Genomic DNA, 26,998 nt, shown 5'->3' with positions numbered 1-26,998 from the left:
CTATTCATGTCGGCCTCTTTGATCCTTTAAACTTCCAAACAACTCCCCGATCGCCTTTTTGCATCTTTCAAAACCGATAAAGTACGGACTTGTTGCAACTGTTATCAAGCCCGCCTTTTCAACCAGACCTCTTACAAAACCAATCCGTTCATCCCAAGAAATGTAATCCATATCCTCGGAAAAAAAGTCCAGGTCCAAGTCCAGAACGAAATCTCCCAACGAGCTCTCCTCGACCTCTCTCATCATGTAAGAAGAATCTACGCAATAGTAATTTTCAAACTTCAAAACCTCGAGCAAAGGGGGAATAAAGTTTCCCACATTAAGTACATAGTTGGTATATACCCATGAGAGATAATCCCGCAGTTCTTCCTCCTTCTTGGGAAGATTGATGTTTTCTATCGTTTCACCATCCCGATCGAAAAAACCGAATCCCTCACATGCCGATGCTGTAGAAAGGATCTCTTCCAGTTTCCCGAGAGAGAAAACCTCACCCTCTTCCTTATTTTTTAAATTCAAATCCAATATTTGATCATCAAATCTCCCGCCTGCTTTCAAACGCAAAAAAAGATCTTTCGCCAAAGAAATAAACTCCTCCAAAGAAAGAAGAGGCTCTCTGGCATCCTTGTGCTGATCTACATGGATCAAGGTTCTATAATTCTTGTTTCTTCTACACTCACGAACGATAAAATAAAAGCTGTGGTTATGGTTATCAAAGAGATAGAGGTTTCTCTTCTTATCGTGGATCATAGACTCTACACCTGAACAACACTCCTCCTTTCCCATTACGATGTCATATTCACAAAATACATAGTTGCTCCCTTGCCTTAAAGAGTTCACATCCCCCTGAATCAGGGATGGGACCCACAGCGCCTTATTTTTTCTACGCTCAAAAGAAAAGGCGTTGTTTCCCGTATTAATCTCAAGATAAAATCCCTGTTTGTACGCTTTCACAAAGATCTCCCTTTCTATACCGTCCCCCGCTCAAATTTTCCCGGTTATGCGTTTTGAAAAACCTTCAATCACGCATTTTTTATGGAAACATCTTTTTTTCTCATTTGTTATTCTGCAGTCCTTGGATTTGGGTCCGGAATCCTACACACCCAAGATACCTCTCAACACAAAATAAGCCGACTTCCTCCATGATATACTGAATGATCATAAAAGAAACCGACTTATGTATTGTTACAAAACAACTATCTCATAATTCTTCTTGCCGTATTGTATTTTGAAGAATAGTAACCGCTATCCAAATCTGAAATCGTCACCCTTCTCACCTTACCGGAAGAAGCATGAATAAACTTGCCGTCTCCGATATAAATACCCACATGAGTGATTCTTTTTCCTCCTGCAGTATTAAAGAAAACCAGGTCTCCTTTTACAAGCTCCGATTTTTTTACCGGCATACCCACCTTACTCATAGAACGTGAATCTCGAGGTAACTTAATCCCCAAAGATTTCTCATAGCTGTATCCGACAAAACCGGAACAATCAAACCGCTTAGGACCTCTTGAACCGTAAGAATATGGCGAACCAAGCAATCCTTTCGCATAATCGATTAATCGATCGTGCTTTGTATCATCGCTGTCATCTCTTAGAAGCATCCCCCTGGAAGCAGTATCTTCAATGGTAGCTACCGTTTCTTCTTCAGACAAAGCCTCTGTTGCAATATAGCCGGAAAGTCCATTTTCCAAAAGGATCTTGGAATACTCTTCTCCCCTCTCTTCGAGAATAAAAGGCTCTCCCTTGGAAACAACGGATACTACATGTTCCGATCCTCCGGAGTAATATACTTCCACATCATCCGCCTTTACGTAATATGGTCCTTCTTTTCCTGTTGCACTTACATATATCGTCGATGTCATCAACATAGCACTTGCACATACCGCAATACTCAAACGTCTTAATATACCGATTTGTCTACTCATAGTATCCTCCTGATGATTACAAAGGGTCTTGTTCTTTTTTTGTAAACATTGTTACTTTTTTGTAATCTTTTTAAAGGATACTACACAAGTACAATTTGTTCAAGAGGAAAATTATAATTATTACATTTTTTTTACAAACTATAATGATTACAAATTGCCATCGTTTTAAGACGGTTCGGTTTGTATTGCGCAAGCATCGATTTTAGGAAGTTTGGTCATCATAATCCCTAAACTCCTGCTCCACCGATTCAAAATGATCTAAGATCTTATATACATGATAGTTGTAGATGACCTTCATCTCCTCTTCAAAGTACTCCTCATAGATCTTCTGATAAGTTGAGTTATCGAAGGAAGAAAGTCTGCTTAAAGTCTCTTCGGATAAGTTTCCTCTTAGGTTCAGATCTTCCATAATAACCAAGTGATGATAGATCTCCGACAAAGAGTGGAGGATAGACTGTAACAACTCTTCCTTTCTTATAAGTCCTTCTTCATTATAGGGGACCCACTTACTGTCATGATGATACTTTTTCAGAGTCTCACGAGCAGCATCCAAGGATTTTGACAATAGACTTAAATCTATTTCCTCATTATGACTTAGTTTTTTGATAAAAATCGATTTTTCTTCCGAAAGGATCTGCTTGAGCAGATCAGCAAATTTTTTTGCATGATCCGGAGGTGCGACAAAGGCATTGATAACAAGAGCGATTATTATGCCTACCATCGTGTCTATCATCCTCAGAAAAGCATAAAACACCGCTCCCTGCTTGATATCGTTGATACATATTGACAAAAAGACGATCAAAGAGATCGAGATCGCCTTGGTTGCTTTCATTTTGATCAAAATCAAGATAATGAAAAGAGTAATGACACCTATCATTATTCTATCCAAAATCCAGTAGTCGGAAGCGATGAAACCGATATACAAGATCCCCGCCAAACCTCCCAGTGCCGTTCCGAGGATCCTGTTTATCCCCATCTGATAAGTTTCATTGATCGTATTTTGCATAACAACAATAATTGCTATAACAGTAAAAAAGGGATATTGTAACTTAAAGATATCCGACACTATTAGTGCAACAAAAATAGCTAAAGAGGTTTTTAACGTCCTCATTCCAACCATTATAATTCGACCTCCGCTTCTGTTTCATCTTAATTTATTTATACTGTTCTCCCACTGAAATATCAAGTTTATAGAAAATATAGTTACCAAAAACAAATTGTCACCATAAATTTCGATCTACACGACCGAGAAATTTTATGCTCTGTTTGTAGGAACATAGGTATCTCGCCGTCTCTGCTCTATATTGTACCCTTACTCATCTTACTTTTAACCATTCTTAGAATATTGCGTTTTTTGCAATGTGGAAGCGTCTTGTATGTCATAAAAAACTATATCGGTATAGTTTATATAGAAATTTCTTGTTTTTTTATATCCGAATAGGCTTTGAGACAATACTTCGGAGCACATTTTTAAAATAATATATTTCATAACATTTATAGTTGACAATGATATTTTATCGTGCTATTATCAAGTAGTGTCACACTTTATCACACGATAAAGTTATAATTCTTATTATACATATTTAGATTTTTTTAAATTCTTTTGTTGGTTAATAGGGATTGACAAAGTAATAATTTATTGGAGGATTTAGCAATGAAACAAGGCAAAGTAAAATGGTTTAATGCAGAAAAGGGATTCGGATTTATCTCTGTAGAAGGAGAAAATGATGTGTTTGTACACTTCTCCGCTATCCAAACAGATGGTTTCAAGACTCTTGAAGAAGGTCAAGATGTTGAATTTGAGATCGTAGACGGGGCAAGAGGCCCTCAAGCTGCCAACGTTGTGAAACTGTAAACTTTACAGTCATCAGTTTTAACCCGATTTGATCATGTTGTTGTAAAATAAGAGTGGTGTTTAAACACCACTCTTATTTTATCTCTTTGAAAACATCGACTTGCACAAAGAGAGCGTTCTACATACTTCTTTCTTTAATAAGCTCTGCAAGCACTTCGTTTATGAAGTTCGGAACATCTAATCATTTCTGTGTTCCTGTATCCCTTCTTGTTCGTCTTTTTCGATATCATATTCACCCATAGGCACTTCGAAGCGGTTTTTTATCTCTAAGTTTTCGATCCCGTTATAGATATCATATACATTGGGTTTCATTTCTCCGTAAATTCGCCTGTTTTTTACAATGTAGTTATCGAGGGTAGTAAATCCGCAATAAAAGCCTTCATCAACAAAACTTTTCTGAAATTCTTTATATTTTTGTATAAAAACCTGTTCATCCTCTTCTACCAAAAGAGAAGAGAACTTCTTCGCAAGGGGCAAAGGGTCATAGAAAAAAATATTTCCCTTGTTGAAAATTTTCATTATATTGGGCTTTAAGGGCATCTTGTATCCAATCAGTGCCAGATCATAGTTTCCCTCTTTAAGTTTTTTCTTCGCATCTTGTGCACTTACTCCGACTACATCAATATGGATACCTGATTTTTTCAGCTCTTTACGAATCAGATTTGCAGAAGCAAATCTGATCGGATTACTCGAATCTACGACCAGTTGATAGTTTTTTACCTTGTCCGGCTCCCACTCTTTATGGAATGCTCCTGTATCCTTCGGAAGAAGGATCTCCTCTCTAAGAACGGATCTCTGTGAAATAAAGACCCCGTTGTACTTTTTATCTACACGATAACCTTCTTTTGATATCAACTCCTTATCCAAGGCATTAATGAGAGCCCTTCTGTTTTTCATCTTTTTGAAGGGAGGTCTTGAACTGTTGAAAATTAGCATCTCATATTGGAGATTCGGATAAGGTCTGCTTTCAAAGACATCGTAGTCATAAAGTACCACTTCCTCCCTCGTCGTTTCGATAACATCAGAATCCGTTGCCAAAAAAAGGTTGCTTCTTATCTGTTCATCTCGAACCAATCGAACTTTTATATTGGGGATCTTAGGCACCTGTGCGTAATGATCCTTATTTGCAGACAGACGGATCATATCCACCGCCTCATAACCGTCAAAGCGATACTTTCCGGTGCCATCAAGTTGAAACGGATCGTTGGCGCCCGCACCTTTTTTGACGATTGGAAACAATAAGTCATATTGAGCAAGAGGATCGGAGTTTACCAAATAAACAGTGCAGGAATTTGTATCCAACACTGACACTTTGCTTATATTTTGAACCATATAGTGGTAAGGACTCTCCGGATGTGCCTTGAGATACTCCACAGTATATTTTACATCCTCTGATGTGACATTTCTGCCACTATGCCATTTTGCGTTACTTTTCAATTTGATTTTCAATATCCTGTTCGCATTGGAAAAAACAGCGGAATCTGCCAACTTTGGAACCAAATTGTAGTTCTCATCCAGACCGTACAGGCCTTCATAGAGAAGTTTCAATGTATAGTCCACAGATACTTCCTGTACTGTCAGAGGGTTGATATCCTTAGTTTTTACCATTGTTAAAAACAAGGTATCCTCTTCCTTGTTGACTTCTACCGTCTTAAGTATCTTCTCCTCTTTGACCTCGCTCTTTCTATCACACCCGTTTAATAAAAACAGGCTTAAAAAAATACATAGGAATAGAAGAAGGCAATATTTATTTTTTGTAGTAGCGATTATAGTTTTCATAGTTATTCTTTACCTTGACTATATAGTTTTTTGTCTCCGGATATGGAATATCCCAAGGGGTGCTCCTATCAAGGCTTATTCGCCCTTCTCGAATCCATTCCTGTGTCTTTGAAGGACCTGCATTATAAGCAATAATGACCAGATCCGTGTCGCCAAAGCGCTCACTCAGGTTCGACAGGTACCACGTCCCCAACCGTATATTCGTTTCCACATCATAGAGGTTATCGGAGTCGACATCGATTTTCGTCTTGATCCATTCCAACGTAGGTTCGGTAATCTGCATCAATCCCCTCGCCTTTTTTGAAGATGTAGCATAGGGAAAAAAACCGCTTTCCGCCTTTATAACGGCATAGATCAAATTTTCATCCACCCTATAAAGTTGGGAATACCTTTGAACATATGTGGAATATTTTCTGGGATATAGAAGGTACTTCTGAGGAGAAAACATCCATATCAAGAAAAATATCGCCAAAAAAAGCATGATCGTACCTAAAACTCTTTTCACTTCAACTCTTCCTTTTTCTCTTTTATCCGCTTCAAAAAACGATCCAACTCCGGCAACATTTCATCGATCTTGAGGAACAACTGCTCCAAACTCGAATCGTTTCGGATTACAAAATCCGCTTTTTTTATCTTTTCTTCTTGAGAGAGCTGGCGGTCAAATATTTTGTCAACCTCCCAACGAGAGCGCTTATCACGGAGCTGCACCCGTTTTTTTGAAAGTTCTTCCTCGCTTACAACGACGATGATCGCATCCATGTAAAGATCCATCTTTGTTTCAAACAAAAGCGGAACATCATAGATTACTTTGTCCCGACCGCAAGAACTCGCCTCTTCGAAAAGTCGGCGAATGACCAAAGGGTGGACAAGACGATTCAAACGTTTTCTCATTGCCTCGTCTTCAAAGACTCCCTTGGACAATTCTCTTCTGTCAATAAGACCTTCTTCATCCAAAAACTCTCTTCCAAACTCCTTCTCAAACATTTTCAGAAACGAGTCTTGTTCATATAAGTCGTGCACGGTCTGATCGGCATCGAGGACGATGTACCCGCATTTTTTCAAATAAGAGGATACGGTTGATTTCCCCGCACCTATGGAACCCGTCAATCCGATATGAAACATCTTTCTTCCTACTTTCCTTCGTACCACGAATGAGCTGAATTTGCATCTACTTTAAGAGGTACATTAAGTTCCAAAGCGTTCTCCATCAATTCGACAACTTTGTCCTTCACCTTCTCCGCTTCTTCCTTCTTTACCTCGATCAACAGTTCATCGTGGACCTGCAAAATAAGTTTTGCATCGACATTTTCCCTCTCGAGATACTCACGGACCTTATTCATAGCGATCTTTATGATGTCTGCGGCGGAACCTTGGATTGGAGTGTTCATTGCAAGACGTCTTCCAAGGTTTTTGATCACGAAGTTCTTCGACATCAGTTCAGGAATATATCTTCTTCTACCCACAAGAGTCGTACTGTAACCCTTTTCTTCGACCTCTTTTACGACTTCATCCATATATTTTTTGATCCCGGGATATCTCCTGAAATATAATTCTATATATTCCTTCGCTTTCTTCATAGGGATATTGAGGTTATTGGATAAACCAAAATCACTGATTCCATATACGATCCCGAAGTTAACGGCCTTTGCCGCTCCTCTAAGTTCGGGAGTAACCTCATCGATCGGAACGGAAAAAACCTCCGAAGCTGTCTTCCTGTGAATATCGCTTCCCTCCTTAAAACCTTCTATCATTTTTTCCTCTGCAGCAATATGAGCCAAGACCCTCAATTCGATTTGAGAATAGTCGGCGTCTATCAGAACGCAACCGGGTTTTGCGACAAAAACCTTTCTCAATTCCCTCCCTTCTTGCGTTCTTATCGGTATATTCTGTAAGTTTGGATCCAGAGATGAAATTCTGCCTGTGCTTGTCAAAGTTTGATTGAAGGTGGAATGGATCCTTCCTGTCACGGGATTGATCAATTGGAGCAGACCTTCCACATAAGTGGACTGAAGTTTTGCTATCTGTCTGTAGGCCAGAATACTCTCAATGATCGGATGTTCATCATAAAGTTTTTCCAAAACTTCAGCGTTGGTCGAATAACCCGTTTTTGTTTTTTTTAAGGGGGGCAACCCCAACTTTTCAAACAGGATCACTCCAAGTTGCTTCGGAGAATTGATATTAAAGGTTTCTCCCGCATATTTATACACCTCTGCCTCATAGGTATCAATAAGACTTTGATAATGCTCCTTCAGAGTATGAAGAACTTCAACATCGGCTCGGATCCCTTCAAACTCCATCTCCCCCAGAGTTTTTATCAAAGGAAGTTCGACCTCTTGAAACAGTTTGTTCATGCCCTCTTTCTCTATACTTTCCAGCATTTTGGGCTTGATCTTTCCTACGATTTGTAAAACATCATAAAAATACTGATCCGTCTTGAAAGGATCTGCAATTTGATAGGAGATTTTTTTCTTGCCCTTCCCAAGAAACTCCTCCGGATCGTACTTCGGCTTTCCTATTGCATATTCGAGTGCCAAAGCCTCTATCTTCTCTCCGCTTTTTGAAGGATCTAGGACATAGCGAGCTACATCTGCATCGAAATTCAGGTGATCCAAGGTGATCCCATAGGCCTTGAGTGCCACATAGACCTCCTTGAGACAATAACCTCCCACTTCGATCCCGGGATCTTGAAGATACTGTGCCAATAAAGCGATCTGCTCTTCTTTGATACAGTATGTCTTATCATAATCACAGAGATAGAGTTTATGAATCCTTCGTGACTGGACATGTCCCTCCTCGATAGCACAAGCGATCAAAATTTCCTTAGGAGCCTTCTCAAGAAGTCCGGATACATCCGTATCGAATACGGCCTCCTGTAAGGAGACAATCCCTGCGTCCTTCTTGGGATCAAGTTTATTTAACAAAGACACAAAACCGTACTCTACAAACAGAGGTCTGAGCTTCTCCTGATCATCCGGATTATATTTAAGATCTTCAAAATCGAAATCCAAAGGAATGTTGCGAACAATGGTCGCCAACCTCTTACTGATCAGAGCTGTTTCGTATTCCTCTTCCAACTTCTTTTTAACCGAACCCTTAAGCTCATCCGTATGTTCCAAAAGATTTTCCAAGGTTCGATATTCTTTTAAAAGTTTAATCCCTGTTTTTTCTCCTATACCTGAAACTCCCGGGATATTGTCGGATTTATCCCCCATCAAGCCCTTAAGATCGATAAATTGTTGAGGTGTCAACTCGTACTTCTCCATCACGTTGTCTTCGTCATAGATCTCGACTTCACTAATCCCCTTTTTAGTGAATAAAACTTTAGTCCTCTTTGAAGCCAATTGCAAGGCATCCCTATCCCCCGTCAGGATCAGGACCTCAAATCCCTCATCTTCGGCAAATTTGGATAGAGTCCCCAAAATATCATCAGCTTCATAGCCTTCAAGTTCTGCACGATGGACCCCCATTGCATCCAGGATCTCTTTTAAAGGTTCTACCTGCATCGCCAATTCATCGGGCATTCCTTTTCTCGTACCCTTGTAGCCTTCGTATTCTTTGTGTCGAAATGTCTTAGCCCTCAAATCAAACTCAACGCTGATATGAGTCGGTCCATACTCCTCGATCGCCTTGTACAGCATCGTCAAAAAACCGTAAATGGCATTGGTTACCAAGCCATCCTTATTCATGAGAGGAGGAAGAGCATAGAACGCTCTATTCATTAGAGAATTTCCGTCTATCAACAACAATTTCTTCATCTTCTTTTTAACTCCTTATCCAAATATCCTTCCTTCATATCCTTTCCATCCAAGGACTACGAAAATATGCTCTGTGTCTTTTTGTCAGGGATCTGTGCAATCAAAATGGCAATAAACATAACCACACAGCCTATCAGCTCCTTGGTCGAAAGCACTTCATTAAGAAGGAAGTACCCTCCCAAAGCTCCAAACACCGCTTCCAAACTCAAAATCAAAGAGGCTATGGTGGGATCCGTATTCTTCTGTGCAATCATCTGAAGAGTATAGCCGACTCCGGCTGAAAACACTCCCGCATAAAAAATAGATACTCTCGCGTCCCAGATCCCGCTCCATTCCGGTTTTTCCCACAAAAACATCGCAATGGAAGATAAGATCATGGCTACAAAAAACTGCAGGAACGACATATACAGCGGCTCAACCTTATTGCTGTAATAGTCGATTACAAGAATGTGAACCGCCCAAATAAATGAAGCCATAAGAACAATAAAATCCCCATATTCCATACTCAAGCCTTCCTTCATGGTCAGGAGATATAGCCCTACAGTTGCCAAAACGACGCCAAGCCATGTAAGAGGACCTACTCTTTTTTTGAAAAATATCCCCAATATAGGTACGATGATAATATAAAGTGCAGTAATAAACCCGACTTTTCCGGCACTGCTATAAACCAACCCTGTCTGTTGCATGGAAGAAGCAACAAAGAGAATACTCCCTGTAACAAGACCGCTCACAATTGTGGTTGTCTTATCATGCTTAGGTCTGGATAAGCTCATCGCGTACTTTTTTTTGTTCATATAAAAATATAAATAGGCCACAATTCCGATGGAAATAACAGCCAACATATACCTTGTCGCCATAAAAGTAAGCGGACCTATATGCTCCATTCCCGCCCTCTGAGCAACAAACGCCGTCCCCCAAATAAAGGCGGTTGTCATCAACATGATATCTCCCATCAATCTTCCCTTTTGTTTCACTTTTGTATCCCCCACTCCACATTGATATTTTGATCCATCTCTTCACAAAAAATCTTCGCCACACTACAAACATCTTTCTTTGACACAATAAAAGCAAGATCCCCTAAAGAACAAGAGTAAGCATTAGCAAGAAAAAAGTAGTGTAGGACCGAAGGGCAAACATGATACCGGTTTTTTTGCACCCTCGGTTAATACCCGTATGTTTTCGAATATGCTCCGGCAACATACGAACTTCCATTTAACCGTTCCCCGCCTTGTTTTTAGAAGAAACACCAAACAAAAGCAAACTTGCGATTTTGCTGCGAATATGAAATATATAAGGACCTGTAAGCACAACACGCTCAACAATTTCATCCTTCATACATAATAAACCGGATATTATTCCGATTTTTCAAATTATGTGATATTACCTTTATGATTACACTTCTACAATCTCCGGATACAAGGCCGCCATGTTCCGCTTACGTTCATCTTCTTCTTGAAAATGTCTATAAGCAAGTACATAACAAGTTCGATAATAAGGTTCCACGAAGACATACAACACTTGAATAAAGGCTCCGGCCAAGAGATAATACGGGATAAACGACAAACTTAATACAAACAGATCCATCTTCCTCCCCTCTGTCATTATCGCACTCTTGTTAAACAGAACCTTCATCGAATCCTCTTCGTATTCAACCAAAAGATAAGGTATCATTGAATATTCATATGACTTGATAATACCCGGAATAAGAACTAAAAGAGACCAGAGAACAATCTTCAATTTCATCACACACATCACACACATGCAACGTATATATCTGCCTTTTTTAAATCCCCAAAACAAGTCCGACAACCTCACGGGTTCTCCCTTGCTCACATCGAGAAGGATCTTATGTGCTCCAACTTCCAGAACCGAAAAAATAAGAACAGTTAATATAAGAGCGACTGTCGTCGCAACGAAAAAAGCCCGGTAAGACATAATCACATACAAAGTCTTCTGCTGCCAATAAAGGATAAAACTGCTCAAAAAATCGGGGATCATATATAAGTGTGTGCTGTTACCCAATCGCAGTAAGGGTGGATTCGGATACTCTCCCACAAACCTTGCACTTTCAAAGTGATTTCGGACAAAAAAATTCTCTATAAATATGCAGGCAAAAAACAGATGTAGATAGTACCTCTTCATCAGCTCTCTTGCCTCTTTTTTCAAAAGTCTCCTATCCATGACAGTCCTCCTCTCAACATGTAGCCGATACCTTCTAAAAGATCACTGTACATCTATCCTCGTTTTACAAACTCCGAAAAGCATAAAAACATATATGGAGCAGACGATTTCAAACGTTTATCCTTGATGTACAACGAATGTTACCCTGCGGCAACACCACATCACACCAAAAAACGAGTGCCATTTTTGTGCAAACAACATTCTTGAAATCATTCATTTTACATGTTTCCGGCATTTCATAAAACAACATAAAGGCCCTTATACCGCTCTGTGCGGTATTTTCTTCTTTAGGCAATACGACATCGCCATAAATAATTATAGCTTATAAATATGTTTTTTTATACCTTTTTGATGAAATTCCATAGATTTCCGCTTATTCTTAAACGTCCGCTGTCTGTCACCCGAACGAACTCTCCCCGTTTTTCATCAAAGATCTCTCCATGTCTTTTACAAATTACATAAATATTTCACCGCATTTCGGGTATATATTAACATAATAGATTATTTGAGGAGAAGGATGTGTTTGATCTTCTCCGGCACTTTGATACTGCACCGCACGGAAGGTTAAACCTGTTTTTGTCGATGGATTGTTTCTATCATCATGTCATGTTGTTAAAAACTTCCCTGTATGTATGATGTCGAGACTCAAACCATGTGATTGGATTTATGAGACCGGCTATACAATCATTCAAGGAAGCAGTAAACAGTGCTCTCAATATTGTATTTGAACTTAAGGAGTTGTTTTATTTGAAAAAGATATTAGGAGTAATTTTCATTCTTTTAGGGATTGCGGGCGGCTTCCTGCCTTTTATGCCCGGCTTTGTTTTTGTTGTCCTGGGCCTATCCATGCTGTCCCCTTCGATCGCTTTAAAGATAAAAAAGCTTCGACGCAGATACAAATGTCATGGTAGCTTAAAACGACTGTTGAAAGAATCGATCGATCTGACACAGGCTTCCATCAAAGAGAAAATGAATCGTATGTCCTGTTAAACACAATCTGATACTATTGCCCTGCCCTTTGACTTATGGATCATGCCGATTTACACTCCATAAAAGATGAAACGAATGTTTGTAATCACACAACGGATATAACGGAGCTTCTATTGGAGAATCGTACGAGTACAAACAAACGACAGAGGAATTTTGCACATTACATCCGTTGCTCCTTTAAACCGTAGTTGGATGTCGCTATAGTTTACAACCGATGTGTAACACATGGATGCTTTATTGATTTCGATACTGTGCTTGAGACAACAAGAAACAAAGACATATCTTGCTTCTTGTCGTTGTGTACAAGATAGAGGTATCCTGAGATCAATACTTCCAAGCGTTCTGTTTTTCGAGATTTTACAGTTTCTCCTTGACTCCTGTGAATTATAGCGGAGATGTATAAAATAAGATTATATATCCCTCTGCCGCTACACCGATTCGTTCAGGCTCTTATATCGGTTGCACACATCACGGTTTGATTTAATTATAGAGCGGACACGGGTCTGCACTTACTTCTTTAACATTTGCTGTCACAGTCATTGACAGCAAATTTTCTTGTAGCTTTACCGGCATTTCTAAAGATGACAAAAAACTCATGCTATCTCGATTACAATTGACAGGTTGAACACGTTAAGGTATATTCTCCTCCAACTTGTTTTTCATGAATGATGTATTCTGTATACGGGGCATTTCTATCGGAGAATAGTGTTAGAGTTCAACGGTTGCATTTCATATAACTCAAATTTGAACCGACGATCCGGTTTTTCTTCAAGAAACACCGGTCGATGACGAGCTTAACCACAGGTTAAAAAAAATAAACATTGAAGAAAGGATGCTTTAACTATGGTAAAACGAAAACTGATACCCATTCTGTTGCTTTTTTCTCTTCTTTTATCCTTTGTTGCCGGTTGCACAAAGCAAACAGCTTCCTCATCGGAGCAGGGTGTTGTATCCGTATCAAATGAAGAAACCAAATCGGAAGCGGAGGACAATGAAGGCGATGCACTAACCTCAGCCACTTCGCAGTCCGAGAAGGAAGCCGACGAAGATGTAGAGGATTCTTTAGAAGAGAATGAACCTCAAGCAAATCAAGAAAATACCTTGAAGGAGGGAGAAGCGTATTCTTCAAAAGAGGAAGTGGCACTTTATCTTTTCCATTTCAAAACATTGCCATCGAATTTCATTACCAAAAAAGAGGCAAAGCGATTAGGATGGATTGCAAAGGAAGGCAACCTCTGGGAAGTTACGAATCATATGAGCATTGGAGGGGATGTGTTTGGAAATCGAGAGGGTAAACTTCCTGACAAAAAAGGAAGGACTTGGTATGAATGTGATATCGACTATCAAGGAGGAACCAGAGGCCCCAAGAGAATCGTCTATTCCAATGACGGATGGATATACTATACGGGCGATCACTACTCCACCTTTGAACTCTTATACGAAGGAGATTAGATTATGCGAGAAATACATCTAGACGGAAAAAAAATGAAAACAGCTGAAAAGACCCATCTTTACCTTCGGGTAAAACTGGATCTGCCTTATTATTATGGAGATAATTTGGATGCTCTTTGGGACTGTCTGAGCGAAATATCCGATATTTCTATTATTACACTCGAAAACAGTACGGTACTTAAAAAGCATCTCGGTACCTATGCAGATTCTCTGATCCGCATCTTTGAAGATTATACACATGAAAATCCGGATTTCAAGTTTGAGATCCTTTCATAAGAGGAGGCCCTTATGTATTTCAATGATACTCTACTCATAGGTAAAGGAAATCATCATGCTAACTTACTTCCCAAAATGGCAAACCGCCATGGCTTGATTGCAGGTGCAACCGGAACGGGAAAAACCGTTACATTGAAAGTTCTTGCGGAATCTTTCAGCGATGCCGGTGTCCCGGTCTTTCTCGCCGATGTCAAAGGAGATCTCAGCGGAATGATAGAGCCGGGAACTTCCAACCCTAAAATCAATGAACGTTTGACCGAACTTGAGATCGAAGAATTCTCCTTTCGATCTTATCCGACCGTATTTTGGGACATCTTCGGAGAAAACGGCCTTCCCGTTCGAACGACGATTTCGGAAATGGGTCCTCTACTCCTGTCCCGCCTTCTCGATTTGAATGAAACACAGACATCAATTTTGACCGTCATATTTCGAATCGCCGACGACAGACAGCTCCTGCTTCTCGATTACAAAGATCTGAAAGAAATGGTACAGTATGTATCAAGCAACACCACCTCCTTGAAGGACGATTACGGAAATCTTCCCGGCTCGTCACTGAGTGCAATTTTTCGTAAAATCATCGCTTTTGAAGAAGAAGGTGCCGACCTCTTCTTCGGAGAAGAAGCCTTGGATATCCGTGATTTTATGAAAATCGATGTAAACTCAAGAGGTTATATCAACGTCTTGGATGCACGAAAACTTTACCACAGCCCCAAAATGTACTCCACCTTTCTTCTTTGGATGATTTCCGAATTATTTGAAGAACTACCGGAAGTCGGAGACTTGGACAAGCCCAAATTGGTCTTCTTCTTTGACGAAGCCCATCTCCTCTTTGACAATGCTCCCAAGGTTCTTTTGGACAAGATCGAGCAAGTCGTTCGATTGATTCGTTCTAAAGGAGTAGGTATCTACTTTATTTCTCAAAATCCTGATGACATTGCAGAAGATGTCCTCGGCCAACTCGGAAATAAAGTTCAACATGCACTTCGTGCCTTTACCCCCAAAGACCAAAAAGCAATCAAAGCCGCAGCGCAGTCCTTCCGCAATGACGGAAACATTGATATCGTTGCTCAAATTACCTCCCTAAAGGTAGGCCAGGCCCTTGTTTCCTTCTTGGACGAAAATGGTTCCCCCGGTGAAGTCGATGTAGTTACCATCCTTCCTCCGTCGAGTAAGATGGGACCGGCCGACCCTTCCCTGATCGCTTCCAACCTGAGTACAGAACCTCTCGCTTCCAAGTATAAGAATCCGATCGACAGGGAATCGGCCTACGAGGTGCTAAAACAAAGAGCCTTGAAAGAAGAGGAGGACAAGGTACGCCGCAAACAGCAGGAAGAGTGGGAAAAACAAAGAGCCAAAGAAGAAGCAGCCTTCCAAAAAGAAAAAGAGAAATGGGAAAGAGAAATGTATAAAAAGACAGCCAAGCCCTCAAAGCCGAGATCCGTGGACAATATTATTGAAACAAGTATGAAGCAGATGACGCGAAGCATCTCCGGAACGATAGGAAGACAGATCGGCAAAGAACTCATCCGAGGAATCTTCGGCTCTCTTAAAAGATAAAAAGAATCGAAAGCATGTTTTGCAAGCTGCTTTTCCATAACTATGGCGACACCGTATATTTTGAAAAATCATCCTAAAACTCATGTTATACTACTATTCCTTTGAATGATGGATATAACTAATCTTGTGATCCATAGAAGATAAAACAATGTTTCATGGTTTGAAAAATAGATATATCCATACTTCTATTGAAAAATAGTATTATACAAAGGATAAAGTCATTGAAAATGTGGATATGAAAAACTTTCGTATTTTATAAACTCAAAACAAAAATAAGAAACGTACCTTTGTACTGACAACGGGGGCCCATGCCCATCATACCCAAAAAGGCGGACAACCATAGGTTATTCGCCTTTTTGAGTATGATTTTATATTGTTTTTCAAGTTATGAACTTATTTCCGCTAAGCCCTCTTATCCTTCGGAATAACTTTCAAATATTCTTCATCCGAAGTACAAATACGACCCGGATGGGACATAAAGTCTTTTACCAAAAGAATGACGACTCCCTGTAACATGAAGACTGCAACTAAGTTGGGGATCGCCATCAAACCGTTAAGTGTATCCGAAATCGCCCATACTTCTTGAAGTTTTCCGATACTTCCGATGATGATAAAAGGAACGTAGAGAAGTCGATACACCATCACGGACTTGGATCCGAACAAAAAATCCATACATCGTTCTCCATAGTAGGCCCAGCCCAAAATCGTAGAAAATGCAAATAGAGTTAAGCCGATGGCAACAATAAAGCCACCACCTTTAAATCCGGTATCAAATGCCGCCGATGTCAATGCAGCCCCTTGAAGGCCGCTATCCCACTGATTGGTAACCAAAATAACAAGAGCGGTCATCGTACAGATAACAATCGTATCTACAAAAACCTCGAACACTCCCCACATCCCTTGGCGCACAGGGTGATCGGTCTTTGCAGCCGCGTGAGCAATCGGCGCGGAACCCAACCCCGCCTCATTGGTAAATACTCCACGTGCAATACCCATCTTCATGACCTGTTTTAAGGTTGCTCCTGCAAAACCTCCTACTGCAGCTTTTGCACTGAAGGCGCTCCCGAAAATCAGACCTAAAGCACCGGGGATACGTCCTATATTCATCAGGATAATGGCAATGGATCCCAAAATATAGAATGCCGCCATAAAAGGAACAAGTTTTTCGGTAACACTTGCGATCCTCTTGATTCCGCCGAGGATAACAATACCTGCAAGTACCGCTAAAACAATTCCCGTCCATAAAGGATTGATCCCGAACTTAGTTTCGAGAGCCTGTGCGATCGAGTTCGACTGCGTCATATTTCCGATCCCAAAAGATGCCAAAGCTCCAAACAATGCAAATACACTTGCCAACCAAGGAAGTTTTGTTCCGTGTTTAATATAATACATCGGCCCTCCGGAAAAGGATCCGTTTGCTTCTTTTTCACGATAGGTAATTGCGAGCACAACTTCCGAAAACTTCGTAGCCATTCCAAAAAATGCCGACATCCACATCCAAAATACCGCTCCGGGTCCTCCGGTTGCAATCGCCATGGCAACTCCGGCTATATTACCGGTTCCTACCGTAGCCGCAAGAGCGGTAGACACCGCTTGAAATGCAGTAACCTCACCTTCTCCGTCTTTATCCGTAGACTTTGCAAATATTTTGAACAACGTATTCTTCATGATGTAACCGAATTTTGATACCTGAATAAACTTGAGCCTGAATGTTAACGCAATACCTGTTCCCACAAGCAAAATAAGCATTGGCCAACCCCAAACGATTCCCCCGATAAAATCGTTAACCTTAAGTATTGATTGCATACATTCTTCCTCCCTTTCCTTAGACAGAACCCATCTTGTTCATCAGACCTGTCATAAAACGGATTGTGAAACTATGTACCCGATATCTAAAACACCTGTGAACAAAAGATCCTTTGCCTTAAAACAAAAATACTATCCCCTGTGATTCTACAAACTCATTATACTTCTAATTGTTAGAAAAATCAATTAATAATTTTTCAAAAATATTACAATGTATATCCATCTGTATGTCAAAATCTTACTGTACTACCTCATCTTGTTTTTCGATTGAAGAAATAAGCATATCTATCTTTACAAATACAAAAAACATTTTAGCTCCTATAGGATATGAGACGCGGACCAACAGTTCAAATAGTATATAAGAGCACAAACTGTATTTTCAGAAGATTGAATCCGCTTTATTATTCAGTATCCAATTATTTTTCATTTAAGGAAACAAAAAGAACTCCATAAAAATATGGAGCTCTTTCTATAAATACTACTTACTTAAGGACAGGTAACAGTTTTTTTCCTAATGCCGTTACGACAAAACATTTTACAACGTCTCCGGGAAGGGTCATAAGCACGAAGTTGACCAGCAATACCTTTGCACCTAGAGGCTGTCCTAAAAGGAAGGTGGATAGTACATAATAATATCCTACTCCGATCACATAGATCGATGCCATTCCTGCCGCATTGGCCAATAAAATAGATTTAAAATCGTTCTTGGAAGCTCTTTCTCTAAGTTTTCCCGTGATCCATGCTCCGAGAATAAATCCCAGAAGATAGCCGAACGATGGCTTCAATACATAGCCTATCCCTCCACCCTGTGTAAAGATAGGCAGTCCAATCAGTCCCAGAATTACATAGAGAGCAACCGCAACCGAACCCAAGTAACTACCAAGCAATAAACCCGACAAGGTCGTAAACAGGTTCTGCATTGAAAAAGGGATCATCGGTAAAGGGATACGAATAAACGCTCCTACTGCCGATAATGCAGTAAATAATGCAACTAAGATAAGTTCTTTTGTTTTAAAAGCGGATGTTGAATACGTTCTTTCCATTTTTTCTTGTCTCCATTTCTATTATGATCTGAATATGAGTATAGTACGAAATCTCTTTATTGTCAACAATATAAACTAAAAAGTTTACAAATAAGTCTTTATTATACCATACAATTTAAAAAACAGAAAAAAAAACGGGTTTCGTACAAAAAACAAAACTTCTGTAGCTTGCTAACACCCGTTGCATCGAACAATTTCTAAAGAGATTTTTTGTTGTTGTGAAGCATTTTTATACTATTCTCTATTAGAATTGACAGGTTGAACACTTTGAAGCATATCATCTTCAAAGTGTTTTTTGGCAATGATAGATGTTTGATACTCGGCATTTCAAACGGAGAAGGACATTAGATTCGCATATACAAAAGATCGCTTTTGTGCGGCACTTCCTGGTTTTCGTATCAGAACCGTCGAGATAAAAAATACCGATGAGAATCTGACGTGAACTCTCATCGGCTGAAATTATTTTTATTCTATACTACTCCCGTTTGAAACGTCACCTCCCATCCTCGGTATGGTCAGATCGGGTCTGTATAAACGTTTTTTCGATATAGAAATAATTAAAACGTGAAGAGTGATAACTCCACTCCCTGCACGGAGTATCTCTCTAAAAATAATGTGAACATCTCAAGTCTCGCACCAAAGAGTCCATCGTCTTTCTCAGCGAACGCCCAAAGCTCGAGTACTCCTCGTCCGAAAGATTGATCATAGACAACCTGATCGACCAATGTTTTACCTCCGGAAGTTCTCCACCAAAAAATACCTCTTGTTTTTTATCCGACAAAAAGTAAATGATATCGGACAACTCATAGTTCTCACAGATCAAGTTTTTGATATCGGATCCGTACATATATTCTATCCACTCCGAAACATCTATTTTTGCAGAATAGGAAGAAGGTTCTCTTTTGGTTTCCTTCACTCCCAAACCCTTCAAAAACAACTTCTTCCTCCTGATACACAGATGATTCAACTCTCTTTGATACTTCTGATTTTCATCAAGCAACGTCTTCATAGCAAAAAGAAACATCTGCGCCTGTTGAGGTGTCGATATTCCTGAAAGATGGATATCCGACAAAAGACGGCTTTCTATGATCAGTCGTTCCATAAACGAAAGTTCTTGAGAACTATCCTGTTTGGTTTGATAGCGTTTGTTCAAAATCGCTTTTTTCTCAGGAGGAGATCCTTCTATGATCCTGTCTATAACATTATCTTTGGACATCATAATCATTCCGAGTTTCCAACCCGGCGCCCCGAAATATTTTGAAAATGAATACAGAACGATCGTATTTTTCGGATAGGAAAGATATAAGGACTTATAATTTTTTAAAAACGGAGCATACATCTCATCCGGAACAAGAATAAGATTCGGATTGGTTTCTCGGAGCAGTTCATCGATCTTATCATTAAGGACCTGATTTTGTTCCAGAACAAATCTTGAAGATCTTCCAACCATAAATAGAACTTTGATTTTTGTATCTTCCAAAACTTGCAGTTCCTGTTCTATTCGTTCAGGCTCTCCCTCTTCAAACACATCATAGTTTACAAAGATGCAATCGATCTCCAGTTTGTAAAACAATGTTTTGATCTTCTCTTGGCTATACTTGGGCACAAAAAACGCCACCTTATCCCCCCGTTCCAAAACTCCATTCATCAGCAGGGAATGAATAAGGTAATGAACGCTGATGTTGGAGCCTTCTGTGGGGAAAAGATCCGCTTCGCCATGTATATCTCCAAGATTTAACACAGTTCCCAGATAGAGGTTGAGCATCTTCTCCATACAGGGAGAGAACTTTCCGCTTTTCGGATGTGTCATTGCCAAAACAGCTTCGACCAACTCGTACAAGAGTTCCTCGGGAGCGATTTCATCTGTAACAGCGGCATATTCAAGCGTATCGAATATAAACCGCAATCCCTTGTCAAGGGGATACTCATCCATATAGAACTTGAAGCGACTGTGGATCCCGTTTTTTTCGATCTTTCCACCTAAAAAATCCGAAACGGAATTACGCTCGGATTCCCTGATGGCAAACTTCCCCAAAGAAAAAAATGCTTCTCTCGCATCATTCTCCGTCCAATTCGGAAAGTGTCTTTGAATGTTGATATCTTCATCCGTGTTTTTTCTAGTTCTCACTTTGAACTTGAAGGTGTCTGCAGTTTGTTTCATCATCTGCGTTCCTTTTATTTCGGCATAACCTGTATATATTCGATCCATCTTTCTCCCTCTAAGCTTTCTCTTAATACTTAAGTTATTACCCATAATTTTGTTTTCTATCCAAGTTGCATTGATTTGTTTCAAGTTTTTTATATAGTTTTCCCCGACACCAATCATATTCACACAGAAAAAAACACCTGTTTCACATCTAAGAAAATACCGAATAATTCGAAAAAATAATCTGAAATCAATGTTATACAAGGAATAACACGACAACCTCGATCTTGTACTACTATTATCCCATAAGAGGGAGAGAAGGGAAGTTTTTTTTGATTTTATTTTGGAGTTTCAGGTAGAACCTGAACTCCGATGAGAAAGTATATTGTTATACTTTACTTTATTATACGTGGAATAATAGTATCATGACGTCCTTCGTTTGAAATCACGATAATGTGAGCTATGTAAGAGGAAGCTCATCGTACTTAAAGATAACCTTCCTCTTTTAACAGTTTCTTAAAATTCCGCCGTTCCTACAGTTCTCGGGAAGGGGAGCACATCTCTTATGTTACTCATTCCCGTCAAATACATAATCATGCGTTCAAGTCCCAATCCGTATCCTGCGTGCTTGACTCCGCCGTATTTTCTCAGTTCCAGATACCACCAGTATTCCTCTTCGTTAAGACCGATAGACTTCATCCTGTCGATCAGGACATCCATCCTTTCTTCTCTTTGGGATCCACCGATGATTTCGCCGATTCCCGGTACAAGCAAGTCTGCCGCAGCGACCGTCTTATTATCATCGTTTACCCTCATATAAAATGCTTTGATATCCTTAGGATAATCCGTTACAAAAACAGGCTTCTGAAATACTTCTTCCGTCAAATACCTTTCGTGCTCCGTCTGAAGATCCAACCCCCACTCTACCGGATATTCAAACTCCTTATCCGATGCTTGGAGCAGTTCGACGGCCTCACTGTAAGTGATTCTCTTGAAATCAGAACTTGCTACATGGTTCAGACGCTCAAGTAAGCCTTTGTCGATAAAAGAGTTGAAAAACTGCATTTCTTCAGGTGCGTGCTGCATAACATAATCAATGATGTATTTGATCATCTCCTCTGCCAAATCCATATAGTCATTTAAGTCTGCAAATGCGATCTCCGGTTCAATCATCCAAAATTCCGCTGCATGACGTGCGGTATTGGAATTTTCGGAACGGAAGGTAGGGCCGAAGGTGTAGATCTTCTTGTATGCAAGGGCATAGCACTCCCCTTCCAACTGGCCGCTTACGGTAAGATTGGTCGACTTTTTGAAAAAATCTCTGCTAAAGTCCACAGTACCTTCCTGTGTCTTAGGCACATTATTCAAATCTATGGTCGTAACGTGGAACATCTCTCCTGCACCCTCAGCATCGGAGCCTGTTATGATGGGCGTATGCACATAGACAAAATCTCTTTCCTGAAAGAACTTGTGAATGGCATAGGACACCAAAGAACGTACTCGAAACACAGCCGCATAGGTATTTCCACGAGGACGCAAGTGAGCAATTGTCCTCAAATATTCAAAGGTATGACGTTTCTTTTGTAGAGGAAAATCCGAAGAGGAAGGTGCTTCCACGCAAACCTCCTTCGCCTTTAATTCAAAGGGTTGTTTTGCATCGGGAGTTTCGACCAAGAGACCTTTTACGGAAATTGCAGTTGCAATGGAAAGCTTTGCAACGTCTTTAAAATTATCCATATCTTCCTCATACACCACTTGAAGGTTTTTGAAAAAAGTGCCGTCATTCAACTCGATAAATCCGAAGTTCTTAGATCCCCTGTTGGTCCTGATCCATCCTTCTACCATAATTTCCCTGTCGCTGTAAGCCTGTGTGTTTTGAAACAGTTCCCGAATATCTACCGACTTCATCTTACCATCTCCTTTTCTTTAATCTTATTTTTTGTAAAATAAAAATACCTCATCCCTTTTCCTTGGGACGAAGTATCTCGCTATGCCACCCGACAATTTCCCATAACGCCGGGAAAGGCGTTTTTGCGTACTGAAGGATTCTTGTTCCGCAAAAAAACTCTAAGGTGTTCTTCACAAAAAGCGTCGTATCGAACTTCCACCGTCTTCGACTCGCTGAACCTACTTCTTAATGCTACTCTCCTCGTCATCGTTTTTGCTATATCTTCTTTAACATCGGGTATAAAATCACAATGTTGTCTGTTATGATAACATCTTTTTTCATTTTTTTCAATATCTTACCGAAAATATCATCGAGCCATCGGATGGATACTTCTCCGTTTATTTTTGCTACGATGTTTTCTGTAATAAATAAAGGTTACAATCACAGAAGGAAGCAAAACAAAGAGATAAATTGGAGAATTTACATTCAAAAAAAACATTGCACCCTGTACGATGAAGTTGATTACCCACATAAAGGTCAAATTCTCATTGCTTTTGATAAAGTGAGGACTGTCGTTGGATATAATCCTCGTATATTCGGAAGTCAAGGGTTTTCCCTGAAGGATACTGAATGCCCATATCAAAGCCAGATATACGCTACTTAGGACTCCGCTCAAATAATCGACCCACATCGGTGCTGTCGAAGATGTGAGAAAAACCGCCAAAAAGAATATCGGAGAGGCGATATCCAACCATGTGGCTCTCTTTTTAAACAATCGAACAACCAAAATCAGTATACTGAAAAAAACAGACAGCCTGATGTCGATTGAAATGTATTCGAGTCGATCCAACCAAAATAAAGTCCAAGGCAAAAAGGCGATGAGAAGCCAGTGCAATTCAAGTTTCATATTATAACCGAAGGTCTCTTTTATCTCATTGTAAAAGTCGTTTTCCAAATCTCCTCTTGCTTCATATTCAAAATCCTCTTGCACCTCATAAACCTCATTGTATTCTCGCAAAAAATCCGCTCCACCAAGTCCGCTGTCCTCTTCGTATATAAAGGGATTTGTTTCATTCAAAGTTCGGGAGGAGGATATACTTTCCAAACCGCTCTTTTCCGTAAAACAAGCTTCCTTGCTCAAGTGTTGATTCTCAATAAACTCTTTTAACAAATTCTCTCGCCTCTTCGCATACCAGACATCATCGGATATCTTGATCGCGTCAACGATTTCTTCCAAAAACTCGGCATCTTCGATCTCTACCGGAATCACTCCTTCTTCCAGACATCGATAAAGCTCCTCCGTGATGTCAAATCGTAGAATTTGGTTCTCTCCGTCCGAAAAGACTGTCGGTGTTTTGTCCTGCACCGTTTCCTGTTCTTTCAATAGTATTACTTTTTTGCTCATTTTTTTCACCACATTTTTTGTATTCCAGCTTTGTTCCTCCCGACAACATATAACTGTTTCTTCGGAACACTTTGACAGGATCAGCTTCCTTTGGAAACCGACTTCCTGTATCGATATAACATCCCTTCAAGATTGTCATACTCACTTACAACAATTTTATTAACATCGAACTCCTGCATGACCGTCTTCAATATCATTCCGCCTGCGACAATGATATCCGCTCTCTTGGGCTGAAGCCCGTCGATCATCATCCTCTCTTCCAAAGTCTTGGATGCCAAAACATCCAACATATCTTCCACCTGTTCAAACGAAAGATGACTATGATGTACCTTGTCACTATTGTACACCTTAAGACCTTGGACCATTGCAGAAAATGTAGTTATCGTTCCTCCTATCCCTACAACCTCTTCCAAAGGATAACGTTTTATCTCCGATTTCAGTGCGAATATCTGCTTTACGATATAGAACCGCATGGCATCAAGCTCACTTTTTTCGGGTATGCTCCCGGAAATAAATTTTTCGGTCATTCTTAAAGCACCTATGTCCAAACTCTTAGAAAACAAAATTCCCTCGCTTTGAGAACCCAGGATGAATTCAGTGCTTCCTCCACCGATATCGATCAGGAGAACATATCCTTTCTTTTGAAGAGATGATACCGCTCCACAAAAACCCAGTCCCGCCTCTTCCGATCCTTCGATTACTCTCACATCAAGACCTGTCATTTCTTTTGCACGAAGAACGAACTCCCTGCGATTTTTCGAATCCCTTAATGCCGAAGTGCCGATGACTTCTACAACTTCCACTTCCTGACTTTTCGCCAGATTTGCAAACCGCTTCAAAACATCGAGATTTCTCCGCATGGCATCTTCGTCGATATATCCGTTTTCATCCACTCCATAACCTAATCTCGTGATATCGACATATTTTTTTCGGTTGCTTAATTCCTCGCTGTCATCTGCTATCAACAACCTCATGGAGTTGGTCCCTATATCTATCGAACCTATCTTTTTCACGTTACTGCTTCCTTTCCAGATCGATATACACTCTCTCCCCCGGCATGACCATCTTCAGCTGTTCTCTAGCCTGTCTTTCTATATATTCGGGAGTCTTCGAATTTTCAAGTTCCTCCTTAAGTCTTCCTATCTCCCTATCCTTCTCTTCCATTTCCATCTCAAGCTGTTTCTTCTGTTTTTGAAGTCGATTCAATGTCATTCCCTGGTTGAAATAGAAGGTTGCGATATATAGCAGGACACCTATCAACACCGCTCCTATGATCAAGAGAAGATGATCTGTTGATTTCTTTTTCTTCGCCTTTTTGTCACTTTTCTTCTTTTTCGACAGATCGATCACCTTCACCCCGGCCTTTTCCATCTTCCTACCTTCGTTCATCTCTTTTGTTCTCATCGCGCTCTACCTTACATTCCAACAGTTCATCTATTCGGAAATAACCTCGTACAAGTTCGAGGCCTCTTCTTTTTTTGTCGTATCCTTCAAATCGGTGACCCTGACCTTCAAACTCCTTTCACCAAAGGTAATATCGAGAATATCCCCGACTTTCAGCTTCGTTGATGCCTTGGCTTCCTTTCCATTTACAAGAACGATCCCTCCATTTGTTGCATCTTTGGCGACGGTTCTTCTCTTTATAATTCTGGACACTTTCAAGTATTTATCCAACCTCATACTATCATCCTCTTCTATCTAAATTCTGTATCTGATTTTTCCAATACTACTTGTACCTTACATTATACCACATTTTATTTCAATTATACCTTTATTTGTATAAATTGCATAAAATTTGATCTCCCCCTCAAGGACTGTCTGACAAACTTTAAGGTATTTCTGAAAAACTTCAGTACAAAAGGTCAAACGAAGGAAGTGACTTACAAAGCTTGTTAAGCAGATCCAAATGATTGAAACGTCAATATAAATCAGCTGTCTAAATACTAAGAAGTTCTAATGTTATGTTTCACTACTTGGTTTTTTGTTTCAAAAACTTCATGATTCCGTTTGTTACTTTCATTTACTATAAATTACTCTTTTAGATATCCCATAAATTTGACATTTTTATTAGGGAAGTACCTCCCGGATTCCCCTTTGTTTCACGAAACGTAGGAACTCTTACAAATAAACATTTTTGGGAATGGCCTTGTTCGAGAAAAACTAATTTTCTACTACTCTTTCAAATTATGCGGTGTTTTTTAGGTTTTAATACTATTATTCTTTTGAGTTGTGGACATAAACAATTCATGACCCATAGAAGATAAAACAATTTTTCATGATCGAAAAACAGATATATCCATACTTCTATTGGAGAATAGTATAATATTAGACTTTGCGTTCAATGATGAAAAAGGCTGCGATTCCATCGCAGCCTTAACACTATAAGTATTTTTATAAAGTTACTTATTTTTTTCCTTTTTTCTTAGGGGTGTTAACTTTTTCTTTTAATCCTTTTCCGGCCTTAAAAACAGGAGCTTTAGAAGCAGGTATTTTAATGACTTCTTTCGGATTCTTCGGATTTCTTCCTTCTCTTGCCGCTCTTTCTCTGGTCTCAAAAGAACCGAATCCAACCAGTTGTACCTTCTCTCCCGCTACCAAAGACTCTTCTACGCAACTCATGAATGCGTTCAATGCCGCTTCTACATCTTTTTTCGTCAAGTTGGATTTTTCCGCCATTTTTGTAACTAATTCTGCTTTATTCACAATGTTACCTCCTTAAAAGTTGAAAAAATAAATACGGTTTTTTTGTTGTTCTCTGTCCCTTACAGAGAAAAAACAGATACGTCGGGATCACTGCAATCACACAATCGACTCATCCCCCCTAAACGTGCAACCGTATATAACAAAAGATGACTTACCTCAATGCACGCCGGCAGAATAATCTAATAACAACATTCTCCTGTATCTCCAAGCAATCTGTTTTCTTACATTCTATCAAAA

At 39.8% G+C, this 26,998-nt stretch carries 23 protein-coding genes; 5 read left to right on the top strand and 18 right to left on the bottom strand.

The features are described 5' to 3' along the window. The 3 genes from ACFO4R_RS04160 to ACFO4R_RS04150 form a co-directional block, all read right to left on the bottom strand. The gene (locus ACFO4R_RS04160; protein ID WP_379787773.1) at nt 1-951 is read right to left on the bottom strand and encodes a hypothetical protein; all 951 of its coding nucleotides are present in this window, start codon (nt 949-951) and stop codon (nt 1-3) included. A gap of 242 nt (nt 952-1,193) precedes the next feature. After that, entirely contained in the window at nt 1,194-1,925 is a 732-nt protein-coding gene (locus tag ACFO4R_RS04155) for a C40 family peptidase (protein WP_379787771.1), read from the bottom strand. 202 nt (nt 1,926-2,127) lie between these two features. Further along, nucleotides 2,128-3,036, bottom strand: coding sequence for an FUSC family protein (locus tag ACFO4R_RS04150; RefSeq protein ID WP_379787960.1), 909 nt, complete (start codon nt 3,034-3,036; stop codon nt 2,128-2,130). Nucleotides 3,037-3,579: 543 nt separating this feature from the next. Here ACFO4R_RS04150 and ACFO4R_RS04145 point away from each other — a divergent pair. Next, nucleotides 3,580-3,780 carry a cold-shock protein gene (locus tag ACFO4R_RS04145; protein WP_379787770.1) on the top strand — a complete coding sequence of 67 codons (201 nt, stop codon included), beginning with the start codon at nt 3,580-3,582 and terminating at the stop codon, nt 3,778-3,780. Nucleotides 3,781-3,957: 177 nt separating this feature from the next. Here ACFO4R_RS04145 and ACFO4R_RS04140 read toward each other — a convergent pair whose 3' ends face one another. From ACFO4R_RS04140 to ACFO4R_RS04115, 6 genes are all read right to left on the bottom strand, one after another. After that, nucleotides 3,958-5,559 carry an ABC transporter substrate-binding protein gene (locus tag ACFO4R_RS04140; protein WP_379787769.1) on the bottom strand — a complete coding sequence of 534 codons (1,602 nt, stop codon included), beginning with the start codon at nt 5,557-5,559 and terminating at the stop codon, nt 3,958-3,960. Continuing rightward, a complete protein-coding gene (locus ACFO4R_RS04135) occupies nt 5,528-6,064 on the bottom strand; it encodes a lytic transglycosylase domain-containing protein (RefSeq protein WP_379787768.1) in 537 nt (178 codons plus the stop codon). Before ACFO4R_RS04135 ends, ACFO4R_RS04140 begins: the two co-directional genes overlap by 32 nt. Next, nucleotides 6,061-6,681: a dephospho-CoA kinase gene (coaE, locus tag ACFO4R_RS04130; protein WP_379787766.1), complete on the bottom strand. Its 621-nt coding sequence runs from the start codon at nt 6,679-6,681 to the stop codon at nt 6,061-6,063. Before coaE ends, ACFO4R_RS04135 begins: the two co-directional genes overlap by 4 nt. An 8-nt stretch (nt 6,682-6,689) precedes the next feature. Then, nucleotides 6,690-9,314 (bottom strand): DNA polymerase I, encoded by a 2,625-nt coding sequence (gene polA / locus ACFO4R_RS04125; RefSeq protein WP_379787765.1) that lies wholly within the window; start codon nt 9,312-9,314, stop codon nt 6,690-6,692. A 56-nt stretch (nt 9,315-9,370) separates the two neighbouring features. Continuing rightward, nucleotides 9,371-10,288 (bottom strand): DMT family transporter, encoded by a 918-nt coding sequence (locus tag ACFO4R_RS04120; RefSeq protein ID WP_379787763.1) that lies wholly within the window; start codon nt 10,286-10,288, stop codon nt 9,371-9,373. Between the two features lie 418 nt (nt 10,289-10,706). Beyond that, the gene (locus ACFO4R_RS04115; RefSeq protein ID WP_379787762.1) at nt 10,707-11,495 is read right to left on the bottom strand and encodes a DUF975 family protein; all 789 of its coding nucleotides are present in this window, start codon (nt 11,493-11,495) and stop codon (nt 10,707-10,709) included. A 747-nt stretch (nt 11,496-12,242) separates the two neighbouring features. Between ACFO4R_RS04115 and ACFO4R_RS04110 the strand changes: the two genes are divergently transcribed. The 4 genes from ACFO4R_RS04110 to ACFO4R_RS04095 all read left to right on the top strand — a co-directional run bounded on the left by ACFO4R_RS04110 (nt 12,243) and on the right by ACFO4R_RS04095 (nt 15,770). Beyond that, nucleotides 12,243-12,485, top strand: a complete 243-nt coding sequence (locus ACFO4R_RS04110) for a YbaN family protein (RefSeq protein ID WP_379787761.1) — start codon at nt 12,243-12,245, stop codon at nt 12,483-12,485. An 843-nt stretch (nt 12,486-13,328) separates the two neighbouring features. After that, nucleotides 13,329-13,937, top strand: coding sequence for a ribonuclease domain-containing protein (locus ACFO4R_RS04105; RefSeq protein WP_379787760.1), 609 nt, complete (start codon nt 13,329-13,331; stop codon nt 13,935-13,937). A gap of 3 nt (nt 13,938-13,940) precedes the next feature. Further along, nucleotides 13,941-14,213 carry a barstar family protein gene (locus tag ACFO4R_RS04100; RefSeq protein WP_379787759.1) on the top strand — a complete coding sequence of 91 codons (273 nt, stop codon included), beginning with the start codon at nt 13,941-13,943 and terminating at the stop codon, nt 14,211-14,213. A 12-nt stretch (nt 14,214-14,225) separates the two neighbouring features. Further along, on the top strand, nt 14,226-15,770 hold the full coding sequence (locus tag ACFO4R_RS04095; RefSeq protein WP_379787758.1) for a helicase HerA-like domain-containing protein: 1,545 nt from the start codon (nt 14,226-14,228) through the stop codon (nt 15,768-15,770). Nucleotides 15,771-16,172: 402 nt separating this feature from the next. Here the strand turns inward: ACFO4R_RS04095 and ACFO4R_RS04090 are convergent, their stop codons facing one another. From ACFO4R_RS04090 to ACFO4R_RS04050, 9 genes are all read right to left on the bottom strand, one after another. Then, nucleotides 16,173-17,576: an alanine/glycine:cation symporter family protein gene (locus tag ACFO4R_RS04090; RefSeq protein ID WP_379787756.1), complete on the bottom strand. Its 1,404-nt coding sequence runs from the start codon at nt 17,574-17,576 to the stop codon at nt 16,173-16,175. Between the two features lie 482 nt (nt 17,577-18,058). Continuing rightward, nucleotides 18,059-18,619, bottom strand: coding sequence for a biotin transporter BioY (locus tag ACFO4R_RS04085; RefSeq protein WP_379787755.1), 561 nt, complete (start codon nt 18,617-18,619; stop codon nt 18,059-18,061). Between the two features lie 604 nt (nt 18,620-19,223). Further along, a complete protein-coding gene (locus ACFO4R_RS04080; RefSeq protein ID WP_379787754.1) occupies nt 19,224-20,828 on the bottom strand; it encodes a bifunctional aspartate transaminase/aspartate 4-decarboxylase in 1,605 nt (534 codons plus the stop codon). A gap of 453 nt (nt 20,829-21,281) precedes the next feature. After that, nucleotides 21,282-22,673, bottom strand: a complete 1,392-nt coding sequence (gene asnS, locus ACFO4R_RS04075; protein WP_379787752.1) for an asparagine--tRNA ligase — start codon at nt 22,671-22,673, stop codon at nt 21,282-21,284. 347 nt (nt 22,674-23,020) lie between these two features. Then, on the bottom strand, nt 23,021-24,058 hold the full coding sequence (locus ACFO4R_RS04070) for a hypothetical protein (RefSeq protein WP_379787750.1): 1,038 nt from the start codon (nt 24,056-24,058) through the stop codon (nt 23,021-23,023). Nucleotides 24,059-24,138: 80 nt separating this feature from the next. Next, nucleotides 24,139-25,071, bottom strand: coding sequence for a Ppx/GppA phosphatase family protein (locus ACFO4R_RS04065; RefSeq protein WP_379787749.1), 933 nt, complete (start codon nt 25,069-25,071; stop codon nt 24,139-24,141). Between the two features lies 1 nt (nt 25,072). Then, nucleotides 25,073-25,462: an FtsB family cell division protein gene (locus tag ACFO4R_RS04060; RefSeq protein WP_379787748.1), complete on the bottom strand. Its 390-nt coding sequence runs from the start codon at nt 25,460-25,462 to the stop codon at nt 25,073-25,075. A 30-nt stretch (nt 25,463-25,492) separates the two neighbouring features. Next, nucleotides 25,493-25,738 (bottom strand): RNA-binding S4 domain-containing protein, encoded by a 246-nt coding sequence (locus ACFO4R_RS04055; protein ID WP_379787747.1) that lies wholly within the window; start codon nt 25,736-25,738, stop codon nt 25,493-25,495. A gap of 723 nt (nt 25,739-26,461) precedes the next feature. After that, nucleotides 26,462-26,761: an HU family DNA-binding protein gene (locus ACFO4R_RS04050; protein ID WP_379787746.1), complete on the bottom strand. Its 300-nt coding sequence runs from the start codon at nt 26,759-26,761 to the stop codon at nt 26,462-26,464. Nucleotides 26,762-26,998: the final 237 nt, after the last annotated feature.

Source organism: Filifactor villosus (assembly GCF_042652965.1).
In the GTDB taxonomy this organism is placed as follows: domain Bacteria; phylum Bacillota; class Clostridia; order Peptostreptococcales; family Filifactoraceae; genus Filifactor; species Filifactor villosus.
This window is presented reverse-complemented; position numbering and strand designations above follow the sequence as displayed.